The following is a 13378-nucleotide window of genomic DNA, read 5'->3' as shown; positions in this document are numbered from 1 at the left end:
TCGCTCAATAGCATGAGTTCCTCTCAAACAGCCATTAACGCATTGGTGTTTGTCACCAAATTAGGTAAAGTGTCGACTGCAATCACAAGCTTGCAGCGTTTTGGCAAAGATTCTTACGTTCAATCTACCCAGAACCAACAAAAAATGCTTCTTCAATACGAAAGCAATAATAAATATAAATAATTAAAACAATGAAAGGAAAGTTATGAGCGAGTCAAAAGATGCTTACGCAGATAACGACCTACGGGAAGTCAAACAGCTGGGAATGTGGGCCTCGATTGCCAGCTTAAGCTACGTATTTTGGATAGTTGGCGGCATGGAGCTGGTTGAGCGAGTCGCTTATTATGGAGTAAAAGCCAGTGCGGGTCTTTATGCAAAAGCACCAGTTTCTGAAGGCGGCCTTGGGATCACCTTAAGTGACTATGGCCTAATCATCGGCATCTGGGCGTTAATGCAAACCTTCGTACCAGTATTTACTGGTGGTATCTCCGATAGGGTCGGCTATAAAGAAACGATTTTTGCCTCTACGTTAGTTAAGATTGCCGGCTACCTGGTGATGGCACTATTCCCAAGTTTCTGGGGTTTCATGTTCGGTGCAATCCTACTTGCCAGTGGTACAGGTATTTTCAAACCAGGGATTCAAGGCACCTTAGTCCTGGCAACGGGGCGGCAAAGCACCTCGATGGCCTGGGGGATTTTCTACCAAGTAGTGAATATTGGTGGCTTCTTAGGTCCGCTAGTAGCAGTGCACATGCGCCAGCTTTCTTGGGATAACGTCTTCTATGCGTGTGCTGCGATTATCTCGCTTAACTTCCTTTTCTTACTGGCTTATAAAGAGCCTGGTAAAGAGGAGCGTTTGGAGCGCAACCGTAAAATAAAATCGGGTGAGATTAAGCAAGATGCACTATGGCGCGACGCACTGCATGAGCTTAAGAAGCCGGTTGTGATCTACTACATGTTAGTATTTGCTGGATTCTGGTTCTTGTTTAATTCACTGTTTGACGTATTACCTATTCATATCGCCGAATGGGTTGATACCAGTGTGATTGTAACCTCACTATTTGGTCCTGAAGGTACCTCTAATGGTTTCTTCCAGTTCTGGCTCGGCCTAGACAACTCAGGGACTAAAGTGATGCCGGAAGGCATGCTTAACCTCAATGCGGGTATGATCATGACCTCGTGTTTCTTGGTAGCAGCGCTCACCGCGAAGTACCGCATCACTTCAGCGATGTTAGCGGGCTGCTTATTAAGTATTTTCGCCTTTATACTCATTGGCGCCACGAATGCGGCGTGGATGATGGTGTTGGCGATTGCCATGTTCTCGTTCGGCGAAATGATGATTAGTCCGAAGAAAAATGAGTTCATGGGTAACATTGCCCCTGAAGGCAAAAAGGCCATGTATCTTGGCTTTGTTATGTTGCCGCAAGGTATTGGCTGGACATTAGAAGGCTTCTTTGCCCCTAAGTTATACGAAATGTTTGCCTCTAAGGAAGTGTTCTCTTTGCAGTTACTTGAAGAGCGTGGCATGAGCGCCAGCGATGTAGCTGCCATCCCCCAAGGCGAGGCTTTCACTACCCTGGTTGCCTATACTGGCGAGTCAGCACAAGCATTAACAACGCTGCTTTATAACACGCATGACATCGGCATGGCGTGGTACATTATTGCAGCAATTGGCACTATCTCAGCGGTAGGGATCTACCTCTACGGTAAATGGTTGTACAGGCTACAGCAGGCCTAATTAATCAGTATCAAGATTAATTTACAAAAAAGCTGACATGAATGTCAGCTTTTTTATTTTCTAGCCCAATAAACTTACGCCGCTTTTAACGATGGCGTCGCCTCGGTTACCACAGGTACACTTGCAGCAAATCGTACTTTACCAACCGGTAAAATCACTCTGCCATACTCAGCATTAAGCACTTGCGCCATAGCGAAGTAAATAGCGCTTAAACCACAGAAAATACCTTCAAAGCCAGCGATGGTGCCGATAAGCTCACTGCCGGTAAAGTCACGTGCAGCCAACAGGAAAAACAGTATGGTTAACGAACCAAATACGATCTGTTTCGCCAGTGGGTAACGCATTGAACCGATAAACATAAAGCCGGTGAACATGCCCCATAACGCTAAGTACCAGCCCATGAAGCTTGCAGGACTTGCTGCTAAGCCCATTTTAGGCATCACAATAAGCGCAACTAAAGTTAACCAGAATAAACCATAGGAAGTAAACGCTGTAGTACCGAAGGTATCACCACGTTTGAAGCACATCATGCCCACTAGTACTTGTCCAATGCCACCATAGAATATGCCCATAGCTAGGATCATTGAGTCAATAGGGAAAAAACCAGCGTTATGGATATTAAGCAAAACGGTAGTCATGCCGAAACCCATTAGGCCAAGTGGCGCAGGATTTGCCAACGAATTTGTATGCTGTGTAGACATTAAGTTCCCCTACAGGAGGTGGTCAATCAAATAGGTAGCGGTTGCGGTTAACCGCACTAGATTAACAATGGTTAATCTTAGCGCCGCGGATTCTAGAGTAAGCGATAACAGCAAGCAATCTTCCAGCCCCCACGCAAATGACGAACAGAAAACCCAAATAATAGAATGTTACCATTTAAAATCAAAGGTTTACACTGAGACGCTGCGCAATTCCTTTACCCAGGCCCACCTGAGTGACCCATCCCTCACTTATTCATAAAAGTGGATCTTCCTCACAACCTCACCGAGTTAGCACTTTAGCAAATGGTGTTATTCGTTGGTTTTCGTGGTTAATTATTGCGCTTGCTCACAAACTCATACATTAATCTCTATTCAGACAGAAAGATGATTTGCATCAAAAAAGGGAGCCCGAAGGCTCCCAAGAGGTTCAATTGCAGCGAGAAGCAGGGGATCTCGCCACGGGTGATACTTTTATAATTTTAAGTTAGTGGGCGCCTCCAGCATGCATCTTATCGATACCGTAAGTCTTACCTTCAGCGTGACAAGTCGCGCAAGATTCTACAGGTAGATTAGCAGTCGATGAAGGTTCGCCATCAACGACAGCACCGTTACTCTTGAAGTGAGCCATTGCGGCCGCATCAGAGTGAGCATGACAAGTACGGCAAGCTTCAGCTGTTGGACTAATGAATGTTGTTGCCGTGCTATCAACTGCAATTGCTCGTTTACCTGAAGCTAGACCACCATCTGCAGCAAACAGCTCAACACCATCTTTGTGACAAGCAGAACATTTAGTTGCTACCGCCGGATACCCTTTAGTTTCCATATTTGCGTCAATATGAATCGCAGGGAAACCACGGTTGTCATCCCAAAGTCCTGAATGGAAACGGTGAGCGACGGCAAACAAGTCACGAGTATTGTAGTTCAGACCTTCAATTGGCTTGAAGATAGGATTGCCATCGGCATCTACTTCATCAGTCTTATACTCAGGTTGTACATGGTAAGACCCACCCCAAGTATCGTTATGACACCCAACACACTGGTCAAAACGTTCATCACCGTAATGTTTCGCAATACCTAAAGAGGTATGACAAGTATTACATTTAGCTTCGTCGGCGGTCACGCGTGCGGGGTCACTGAAGCGAGAAATGTTAGCATCACTGCCATCAGCATTAGCCAAGTTCCAATATGCTGGAGCCATGGTAATAGCAACGTAACCAACGTCATATTGCGCCTCACCATTTGCATCTAAGCATTCAATGAGTGCGCCTTCAGAGTCGGCACACACTGAGAATTGCGGCGTAATAGCAATGCTCTTACCATCGAGATCATAGTTGTCTAATTGGGTAACAACCAGCTTACCAGCACTTGCAGCAACACCACTAAGATTAACAGATGCGCTGCCGAAGTAAGTGCCATTTGCATCCACCCAGCCAGTTTTCATTACGTCATACTTGGTAAAGCCTGTGAACTCAAACCCGTCGGCAACAGGGGCACCATCAATTGAAACATCAAAGGTCACCACGATTTCATCGTGTACTTCGTCATGCTCAGGAATTATCGTGCCATAGCTTTCTTTCTCAGGAATCGTGACTGTTTGCGCATCTTCAGTGTAACTAACATTTGAAACTGAAATTTCGATAGAATCAGTCGCCATCGCACGCACGCCAACTTTATGCGCTAGTACAGGGCTTAAGCTACCTGCACTATGACAACCAGAACAAGCCGCATCGCTTTCAGGTACGATGCCCTTGTGGCCTTCACCAGTTTCGAAGTTAACGTCGGTATGACAAGAGACACAGGCTTCAGCGTAAACGTTGTCGTTCCACTGGCTGCCATTGTCATGACAAGTGGTACATTCATTTAACTCTGATGGGAAACCTATTTCAGCAAACTCTTCTTTAGCTTCGCCTGTAAGATCAAGGTGGTGGCCGGCATGCAGCGTATGGATCATCGCGTTCCAGTTGGCGTTCCAACCTTTTTCTGGATCAGCTTCACCGCCCGCATAAGCTGGGTTATGACAAGCGACGCAGTTCTCAACTTTTTGATAGTTATGGTGAGCACCGATGTTGGCAATACGAATGTCAGTGACTGCATATCCGTCCATCTGGCTATGACACTTAATACATGCCGCATTGGAAACAGAGTCTTTTTCTGAAACAGCAAGCTCACCCGTAGCTGGAATGAAATCAACGGGTGTTGATAGCAGCTTGTCTGAAATACCAACACCATTGGCATCCACTACGTTATAAGTACGTACCATTACGCGGAATAGGTTATTGGCATCACCATCAGCGAGCACGACAGGAGCATTACCTTCATGCTCCCAAGTACCCATATAAGTACCCGGATTGGCTTCATCCTCTACCAAGGTACATGCATCAACTTCTGCACCACCTCGAGCAGTGGCTTTTCCTGTTGGCGTACAGTACATACTAGAACCAAACTCATTGGCTAATGCATTGTTCTGCCAGAGAATTGGGGCACCGGTATTCGTTTCATTGGCCGCTTGATTCATCACATAAAGCGCCACTTTATCTAAACCGGTAAAAGGCATTGCTTCGCCTTTACTATCTTTGCCTGTTACTGTGAACTTAATTGAAAAGTCATCGCTGCCGACCACGACTATGTCAGCTGGAGCGAGTGTCAGTACAAAGTCAGCAGCACTGGCAACGGTATCGACAGTAATTCCAGCTGGCGTTCCTGGAGTACCTGGAGTTCCTGGTTCACCAGGTGCACCATCTTTACCATCATCGCCATCACTACAACCTGTTAAACCCATGGCAGTGACTAGTGCCATCGCCAATAAAGACTTCTTATGTGTTCTCATCATCTTATCCCTTTATAGGTATTATTTTGCTGCATACGCAGTAAATTGAATATAAAAGAATGCGAGATATGTGAAACAATTTTGTTTACAGCTTGTGATTAGAATTTAAAGATTCAATTAATGAAATTCCAATTAGTGAAAATGGCAATTTCATTAATTGAAATTAACATAGACTGCATGTATGAAGTGACTAATAAGTGTGGAGTAGATCTGCAACTATTTGAATCAATATTTCTCTTTGACCTATAGTGTAGCGGCGGTTTTTAGCCTCTTGCTCTACAATAAAATACTGAGGTGATAGCATATCACCGTGCAATAGACTCACTTGCTCTTTAGGCAGTGATTCGGTTCTCAGAGAAGGAATACTATTACAAACACCAGCCTCCACAGCGGGCAAAAATGCGATACTTCCCATGGTCATCAGATGACAAAACCATGCCTCTCGACTGGCAACTTTATCGACACTCTTAAGCTCAACCCTTGCATTGCGACAATACATTTCTAGTGGATCGACCTTATCATTAAACCCTTTACTTTCGAGGTATAAAAATGGTTGTTGAGCGATCTGCTCTAGCGTGATATTAGGCATGTACTGCCATATAGGATGCTGCACCCTAGCGGCAATGTGCACATTATCGACCGAGCCAAGTAACTCACATTCCAACTCAGAGGTCATTGAAGTATCAAACCCGATGCCAAAATCCAATTCACCGTTATGGATTCGTTCCGCCGTATGACTGTCCCAGCAATGTAAGCGAACTTTCCCCATCGCCTCTTGTTCTGCATATTCACTAATCGCCACGGCTAAACTACTCATGATGCTCTGAGTGACTGCAATATTGAGCGAGGGTATTTGCGTTATTTTGTCCTCGTCAAAGGCCACTTGCTCAATATAGTTAACAACTCGGTAGAAGCCGCAAATAGGTTCATATAAAGCCTCGGCTAAGGGAGTGGGCTTTAATCCTTGCAGGCGACGGTAAAAAAGCTCATCGTTAAAAGTAATACGCAATTGAGTTAAGCAGCGACTCACCTTAGGTGCTGATACCTGCAGCTCACTAGCGGTGGTATTTGCATGGCCGTTCTCATACAAAGTCTTAAACACGATAAGGCAAAAAATATCTAATTCAGAGAGCTTTTTTAGAGATTCATTTAACATGATGCATAACGTCTAGTTGAATACTTAATTATAGGTATAGCATAGCGACAGGCAAGAAAGCGTGTTCCACGCCGTTGCGAACAAGTTAAAGTTCAATAACTTGGCTTAGGTCACAGCACGAAAAAGCAGCAGGTATCAATGCTAAATTAAACATTAATAGAGAGTTAAACCAGCTCAATGATAAATTGAAGTGGATAAGCATAAAGCAGTAATCTGCTGACGGCGAGATCAACTTAAGGTTATATTTAGATAGCCAAGCAATCCGTTCGCATCCGTATTCGCAGATGGATAACAAAGACGATTGCTTAACTGCAAATTTCGGCGGTTGAGAGCACTCTGCTTTGACCTGCTAATAGTTGCGAGTCTAGCACTATCTCGCCAACAGAAATTCGATGCAGTCCAATTACTGGGTTACGAAAACGACCAAACATGCGTTTTATTTGGTGGTAACGCCCCTCCATCAGTGTCACTAACGCGGTATGGGGATCCACAATCTCGAGTTTAGCTGGCAAGGTGGTGATATCTTCAAACTCAAAATACATCCCCTCATGGAAAGCTTGAATGTAGCTTGCATCTATTGGGTTTTCCAAACTTACACGGTAAAGCTTGGCTACCTTATGCTCAGGTGACATCAATCGCTTTGACCAACGACCATCATTAGTTAACAGGAGTAAGCCTGACGTATTGAGATCTAACCGGCCGACGATATGTAACTGCTGTTTGTCAGGGTGGCTTAGTAGGTCGATGACCGTTTTATGCTTGTCATCAACAGTGGCACTCACCACCCCCACAGGTTTATGCAACATCAGATAAATCGGTGTATTGGCCTGTAGGACTTCACCTTCTAACGTGATGTGGGAAAACTCATCAACAATCTGATCGATATCTCTGGCTATCTCACCATCGACTTTAACAAGGCCTTTAGCCAGTAGCACTCTAACGTGTTTGCGACTAACCCTTTTGGTTGCGCTGATGAACCTATCTAGCCGGGCTCGTTTAGATTCCATAATATTATCCGTTTAGCGGCACAATTTTATAGGCACAACGCCGAGCACCTTCGATAATATGCTCTTCTCGGCTAATGCTAGCATCTTGTTGCAATAGACTTTGAAACAGTTGTAGCTCAGAGCGACAAAAGTTAAGGCATGACGATGCAGCAGCGCAAATGGGGCAATGATTCTCTAGCAACCAAAAGACACCGTCACCAGTTTCGACGCTAGCCATATAGCCCTCTTCGGTGCGCAGTTTAGCAAGTACAGCTAATTTGGCAGGAAGATCGATAGCATCATCTAAAGCTGATTGATAAAGCTTAAAAGAAGCATCCTCTCTATGGGCGATAAGTTGCTCTAAGCCTTGCTCACCAAAAATCGTTTTTACAGAATCGATCAGCTGCACCGTAAGCTCTTCATGGCGGTCTGAAAAATGGCTATTACTTTTTGGAGTTAATGACCAATAACGTGTCGGCCTGCCTCGAGTGGCCTTTTTATCTTCAAATATCACATCACTATTGTCTTCTAGGCTTTGAAGGTGTTGACGCACTCCCATAGTTGTTAAGCCGAGCTCGGAGGCGATGACTTTCGCGGTCAACTCCCCTTGGGTCTTTAACATCTGCAATATTTTGTCGCTGGTCTTCATAGTTTCCCCTTAACGCTTAGTGCACATTATTACTGAATCAGCTCTTATGTAAACTTTTTTCTTTACTTTATTATGTAAAGATATTACTTTACTTAAAACTTAATAAACAAAAAGGTTTACTTAAATGGAATTAGTTATTGTTAGCGGAAGCCAAAGAAAGGACTCGCAAAGCGCCAAAGTTGCTCAATACTTAATGCAACAGATGCTGCCGAGTCATACAGTGAAACACATTGAACTGTGCCAATATCAACTGCCTTTTTGGGATGGCGATCCCGAGAGTAAAACAACCGACGGCAGTCGCTGGCCGTTTATCTCACATCAAGTAAAACGTGCTGATGCACTAATACTGATCACCCCTGAGTGGGGCGGAATGGCATCGCCACTGATGAAAAACTTTCTATTAATGTGTGATAACCAAGATACGGCGCACAAACCTGCGTTGTTAGTCTCAGTAGTAAGCGGCATTAGTGGTGCCTACCCCATTGCAGAATTGAGAATGAATGCGTTAAAAAACAATAAGCTGGTTGCAACACCTGATCACCTCATTATTCGTAATGTCGAGCAGGTATTAAATACTGAGCAAGCCATTGATGATCGTGATAAGCATTTACGTGAACGCATCGACTACTGTCTGTACATGTTGGCGCAATACAGCGAGGCTTTATCCGTTATTCGCACTAATCATCAAGATAAGCCCTACCCTAAGCAACAAGAGTACAGTTACGGCATGTAATACCTAAGTTAACCCAAAGAGCAACAGCAAGGAGCACATTATGATGCATCTAGAACATTTAAATTTAGTGGTAAAAGATATCCCAACAACGCTAGCCTTTTATCAAGCAATTTTCCCTCACTGGAAAACCCGTGGCGGCGGTGTTAGTCAGTGGTATGGAGTGGATCGGAACTGGGTGCACTTTGGTGATGACTATCAATATCTGACTTTCAATGACGATGGTGTTGGCAACAACCGAGACTTAACAGGCCACCAAGTTGGGCTGGCTCATTTTGCTTTTGTGGTGGACGATCTTGACGGCGTCATTGCGCGACTAGCCGCCATTGGCCATCCCGTCGATAAAGACGGCGCAGAAGACCCTTTTCGCCGCAATGCCTATTACATTGACCCTGATGGTTATGAAGTAGAGTTTGTGCAATACCTTAGCGATGTTCCCCGAGAGCGAAATCGCTACTGATAATCAAAACCAACGATGTCACAACAATGAGCCTAATCAACTCATTTTTCTAACCCATGAACTGGGCGCTATTCGCAATATCCAATGTAGTATTGCCCATGGCCAGCTCGGTACAAAACTATTGGCTTTTTCAGCCTCTATGGCTTTAACCATGGCGCGGCAGCCGACGTTGGTATCGACAATAAAAGGCACCTTCTCTACGTGGTCGTTGATTTCGCTGCGGATAAAACCAGGGTGAATACAGCTGACACTAATCGGCGTGTGCATCACATCAATGCGGATCCCTTCAGTCAACGAAGTCACTGCAGCCTTGGTCGCCGCATAAACTGTCATCGCTCGCCTAAAACCCCGCACTGCACTCACCGAAGAGATAGTCACCAAATGACCTGAGTTTTGCGCTCTAAAAATCTGCATAGCTGCTTCTGCTTGAGCAATTAATGCAACAAAATTGGTCTCAGCGGTTTGTTTATTTGCATCAAAGTGACCAGTACCGATTGAGGCTCCTTTTCCCATACCAGCATTAATGATAATCCTGTCTATGCCTGCAAGCTCCTTATTAAAGGCATCAAACACTTCGAATACTTGCTGATGATTCGTGACATTTAGGGGCTTTATCGAGATTTTAATAGAGGGGTTAATCGTTTCAAGTTCGATTTTTAAGGCTTCCAGCCTGTCCATTCGACGCGCGCATAACGCCAAGTCTCGCCCTTTTTGCGCAAACTCAAGGGCCATACCACGGCCAAGGCCGGAACTGGCACCAGTGATCAAAATTGTTTTTCTAATTGTCATTTGATTCTGCTAGCAACTGTTATTTAACGCTAAGCTACTGTTGAACGGTCAGAATGTAAACAGATGTTTGAACCTTAATTATAGCTAAGCGTATCCTAAAGCCCGCTCTACGCAAACCAAATCGCAGCAGCAAACAACAAAGCATAAAATAGAAAGCCAACAATGAAGGCGCTATTAAAAGGATCCCTTTTCTGTATTTTCCGACGCTGAAAAAAGCTGCTTGGTGCTAAGGGGTAGCAGGTCTTACCAAAAGTGAATATACGGATCACGACTGCCCCAGTAAAATACAAGACAAAAGAGAGTACTAAATCCCACACAACCCAAAACGCAAGTTCCATTGCAAATACAAACATCGCTTCTCCTTAGCCTCTCTTATGTCGATTGGTGCCCGTGATGAACAAACTGCTTTAGCAGTATTTATGAGCTCTAGCTTGGTGCCATATGAAGTAAGAAAAGTCCAAAGGCACTAAAAAAAGCAATGCCAATACACAGCATTGCTGTTAGTGTTTTCGATTGCGACACCGATTCTATTAGCGCAAATTCAGTCTGCATTTCCAGCAGATCATTTAGCTCAAAACTGGCATATTTAGATGTCAGTAGCTCTTTTTTTCCTTTGTCGGTTGTTGGCATATCACTACTCCTTGATGACCCTAAAAACCTTACCGACTCACTAGGTTAATGTCAGGTTAAAGTTAATTAACATTACATTTACTCAATTTTAAGTTTTGAATTTATTTAAATGAGTGAAATGAACTTAGTGTAGTGGTTAGTGAATTCAGCACGTTATCGTTAATTAGATTGAAAAGCACTTACAAGGCAAACTTTAAGCGTAATTCGATATTAGCTAAGCCGTGTGTTTACTGGACTTTCAACTACAGTTGTTCGAAATAGAGTGAAAGATAGATGGGGTATTTCACTATGATCTCGTACCACCATACATTAGCGCTAGTCGACAACAATTCAGTCGCCCAATTTGCCTTGAACAAAGCACTGCAACTTGCCTGTAAAACCAAAGCTAAGGTCACAGCCTTAAAAGTGGAGAAACCTTATAACAACTTCCTCAACCGCTTAGGTCTAATCCCTGATAATGCGCTCGATCCAATGTTATTTGTCAACAAGCTACTCAGTAAGTATCAACGGCTAGGAGTCGAAGTCGAGGTTAAGCAAATTAAGAACACCAAAGACCACATTGCGATTCTTAATGAGACCAATGCTAGCGACTATGATTTAGTGATGATAAATAATCAGCACCATAACACTATAGTCAGTGAATTTTTGCCTAGCTGCGAAGAGCACTTACTGCGAGAAAGCAATCTACCAATTTTAATCGTCGGTAATAAGTCATGGCAAAAGCAGGGACACATTTTAACCGCATTAGAAACGGCCGGCTCTAACATTGCTCATAGAGAATTGAATCAGGATTTGCTAGAAGATAGCCAGCAATTAGCGAGTCTACTAGAAAATGACATACACCTGCTCAATTGTTATCAACTGGAAAACTGGAGCATGTCCATCAAACGTGAGGCAAATTTCATCAGCGATGAAGAACAAAGAAGTCAGCATTGGGGGCATTTGGTTGACTCAGCAAAAGCCTACCAACTTGACAGTGACCATCTACACCTTGAACAGGGACTTCCCGATCACGTCATCCCTGTAATCGCCAGCAGGTGTAACGCCAATTTGCTAGTGATTGGCGCAGGTGAACATCACGGCTTTATCAGCGATTTAAAAGGTCACACCTCATCGGTAATCATCGATCAATTAAAGTGCGACATTCTAGCGATAAAGCCAGTTAGCCACTAATAAGTTAACTTATCATTCACCACAGTCACAACCTACATCCGCGCGACTATCGACTAGTTAGTCGTCTCTTTCACTTTGGTTTTCTGCCACTATGGCTGAGTCGGCTTGTGCCCAAAAATCGACTCGAAACTGGGTATCAGCCGTGAGTAACTCAACTTTATGCCAATACTGCGGTGGCGAGATAGCAGTTTGCCCGACCTCTATCAGTAGTTCGGTTTCTACCTCTGCTCGCCTATCCTTAAAGCCATAAAATTTAACCGTGCCGCTTAACACGTGGATCTGCCCATATACCCGCTCTACTTGAAGATGCTCGGTTCAGAGGCATTGTGCCAGTTCAATTCTAGGCGCATTAGCGTAGAAATGGTTATTCCCTTTTAAGTCAGTGCAACAACGAAGTGGGCTGGCACAAAGCCTTCTACGATGGGTTTTAATCGACTTTACTCTGTGTTATTGATATTACTAAGGGAACGACCATTAATGGCAATCAATGTCTTGATTAAAGTCGATTAAACTCCCACTGAATCCTGCATCTTCAAGTAGAACAGGTATATACTCCTGCCTTAGTGTTATGCAGATGCAGGAACATCTTCGGCACTGTATTCTTATCAAATAGCGGTGTTGATTTATAATTAACAAAATCTTTCGGTATCGTTGCCATAGTCTGTTTTAATCCCTTTATCATTATCGCACTTTGCTTCAATATAGCGTGATTAAGCCTGAGTTAATCAACTATATGCAAACTTAGGCCAATTGCTAGCGAAGCTGGCACCCAAGTATCAAACGAACGAGCCCCAATGAATTCTGAATATAGCTACACCACACAGTACACCTTAGATAAAAGTCACTTCAGTGAGTGCTTTGATGAATCTGTCACTATAGATACATCGATACGTGCATATCGAAAGGCCATCATCTTTTCCCTTGTTGGTGTGCTATTACTACTAACGGGGATCAATGCCTACGCCTCATGGTTTTTGATCGCTTTAGGGGTTTTAGAAGCGCTAAATATCCGCTACAAAAAACCGTGGTGGCTACTGCGCCAGATGATGAGTAAGGCAGCCAACAACGAAGTGACCTTAACCATAGATGAACAAGGTGTCTCCAATGACTCATTTTATGTGAAAGGCACCATTTTTTGGCAAGATATCGTTTCAGTCAAAGAGACTGAGCAAGGCTTTTTAATTAAGCAAGCAAAAAGCGTCAGCTACCTATCAAAACGTAGTCTTGATGAAACAGCAACAGCCTTTGTCAGGCAAAAAGGAGCCGCGCTGAACTGAATACTTTGTGCAGAGAAACAGCCAAATAGCAGTTTCTCATGCTGCAGTTTAATTTGCTACAACAAAGACATTAGCAGCTATTTGTACTGCCGCTGCTTAGGGGCATTTGATCTTTCTCGGTTGTTTTGCCGTAGTTTATTGGCTATTTCAACAAGGCGGCTATGCCGTTTAGTTATTCTCCACAAATAACCTGCAACACAGTAAAAATAGCCAAGAAGCGCGATCCTTCGGGTTCGTTTTAATGCTTTTATTTTTTCCAACA

14 protein-coding genes and 1 pseudogene are annotated in these 13378 nt (G+C 43.9%); 5 read left to right on the top strand and 10 right to left on the bottom strand.

All coding sequences use genetic code 11. The annotated features are described in order from the left end of the window. The first annotated feature begins 205 nt into the window (after window positions 1-205). Complete coding sequence (locus SWP_RS03975; RefSeq protein WP_020911084.1) at window positions 206-1738, top strand: MFS transporter; 1533 nt, start codon at window positions 206-208, stop codon at window positions 1736-1738. Window positions 1739-1812: 74 nt separating this feature from the next. Here the strand turns inward: SWP_RS03975 and SWP_RS03970 are convergent, their stop codons facing one another. The 5 genes from SWP_RS03970 to SWP_RS03950 all read right to left on the bottom strand — a co-directional run bounded on the left by SWP_RS03970 (window position 1813) and on the right by SWP_RS03950 (window position 8057). Further along, window positions 1813-2439: an acetate uptake transporter gene (locus SWP_RS03970; protein ID WP_020911083.1), complete on the bottom strand. Its 627-nt coding sequence runs from the start codon at window positions 2437-2439 to the stop codon at window positions 1813-1815. A 484-nt stretch (window positions 2440-2923) separates the two neighbouring features. Beyond that, a complete protein-coding gene (locus SWP_RS03965) occupies window positions 2924-5269 on the bottom strand; it encodes an OmcA/MtrC family decaheme c-type cytochrome (RefSeq protein ID WP_020911082.1) in 2346 nt (781 codons plus the stop codon). 187 nt (window positions 5270-5456) lie between these two features. Continuing rightward, complete coding sequence (locus tag SWP_RS03960; RefSeq protein ID WP_020911081.1) at window positions 5457-6422, bottom strand: LysR family transcriptional regulator; 966 nt, start codon at window positions 6420-6422, stop codon at window positions 5457-5459. Window positions 6423-6727: 305 nt separating this feature from the next. Continuing rightward, window positions 6728-7429 (bottom strand): pseudouridine synthase, encoded by a 702-nt coding sequence (locus SWP_RS03955; protein ID WP_020911080.1) that lies wholly within the window; start codon window positions 7427-7429, stop codon window positions 6728-6730. A 4-nt stretch (window positions 7430-7433) separates the two neighbouring features. Continuing rightward, window positions 7434-8057, bottom strand: a complete 624-nt coding sequence (locus SWP_RS03950) for a helix-turn-helix transcriptional regulator (protein WP_020911079.1) — start codon at window positions 8055-8057, stop codon at window positions 7434-7436. A gap of 124 nt (window positions 8058-8181) precedes the next feature. Between SWP_RS03950 and SWP_RS03945 the strand changes: the two genes are divergently transcribed. Both SWP_RS03945 and SWP_RS03940 read left to right on the top strand, forming a co-directional pair. Continuing rightward, a complete protein-coding gene (locus tag SWP_RS03945) occupies window positions 8182-8790 on the top strand; it encodes an NAD(P)H-dependent oxidoreductase (protein WP_020911078.1) in 609 nt (202 codons plus the stop codon). A 40-nt stretch (window positions 8791-8830) separates the two neighbouring features. Then, window positions 8831-9247 carry a VOC family protein gene (locus SWP_RS03940; protein ID WP_020911077.1) on the top strand — a complete coding sequence of 139 codons (417 nt, stop codon included), beginning with the start codon at window positions 8831-8833 and terminating at the stop codon, window positions 9245-9247. 36 nt (window positions 9248-9283) lie between these two features. Here the strand turns inward: SWP_RS03940 and SWP_RS03935 are convergent, their stop codons facing one another. The 3 genes from SWP_RS03935 to SWP_RS03925 all read right to left on the bottom strand — a co-directional run bounded on the left by SWP_RS03935 (window position 9284) and on the right by SWP_RS03925 (window position 10666). Beyond that, complete coding sequence (locus tag SWP_RS03935) at window positions 9284-10036, bottom strand: SDR family oxidoreductase (protein WP_020911076.1); 753 nt, start codon at window positions 10034-10036, stop codon at window positions 9284-9286. Window positions 10037-10143: 107 nt separating this feature from the next. Continuing rightward, window positions 10144-10389, bottom strand: coding sequence for a hypothetical protein (locus SWP_RS03930; RefSeq protein ID WP_020911075.1), 246 nt, complete (start codon window positions 10387-10389; stop codon window positions 10144-10146). 73 nt (window positions 10390-10462) lie between these two features. Next, entirely contained in the window at window positions 10463-10666 is a 204-nt protein-coding gene (locus SWP_RS03925) for a hypothetical protein (RefSeq protein WP_020911074.1), read from the bottom strand. Between the two features lie 288 nt (window positions 10667-10954). Between SWP_RS03925 and SWP_RS03920 the strand changes: the two genes are divergently transcribed. After that, window positions 10955-11839, top strand: a complete 885-nt coding sequence (locus SWP_RS03920; RefSeq protein WP_020911073.1) for a universal stress protein — start codon at window positions 10955-10957, stop codon at window positions 11837-11839. A 57-nt stretch (window positions 11840-11896) separates the two neighbouring features. On the opposite strand, the pseudogene SWP_RS03915 reads toward SWP_RS03920, so the two are convergent. Continuing rightward, window positions 11897-12130, bottom strand: a pseudogene (locus SWP_RS03915) (TehB-like domain-containing protein); the annotation flags it as partial. A gap of 241 nt (window positions 12131-12371) precedes the next feature. Further along, window positions 12372-12497, bottom strand: a complete 126-nt coding sequence (locus SWP_RS23330; RefSeq protein ID WP_079891983.1) for a TehB-like domain-containing protein — start codon at window positions 12495-12497, stop codon at window positions 12372-12374. 136 nt (window positions 12498-12633) lie between these two features. Here SWP_RS23330 and SWP_RS03910 point away from each other — a divergent pair, with 136 nt between their 5' ends. Beyond that, on the top strand, window positions 12634-13116 hold the full coding sequence (locus SWP_RS03910) for a YcxB family protein (protein WP_020911071.1): 483 nt from the start codon (window positions 12634-12636) through the stop codon (window positions 13114-13116). Window positions 13117-13378: the final 262 nt, after the last annotated feature.

It is taken from the genome of Shewanella piezotolerans WP3 (assembly GCF_000014885.1).
In the GTDB taxonomy this organism is placed as follows: Bacteria; Pseudomonadota; Gammaproteobacteria; order Enterobacterales; family Shewanellaceae; genus Shewanella; species Shewanella piezotolerans.
This window is presented reverse-complemented; position numbering and strand designations above follow the sequence as displayed.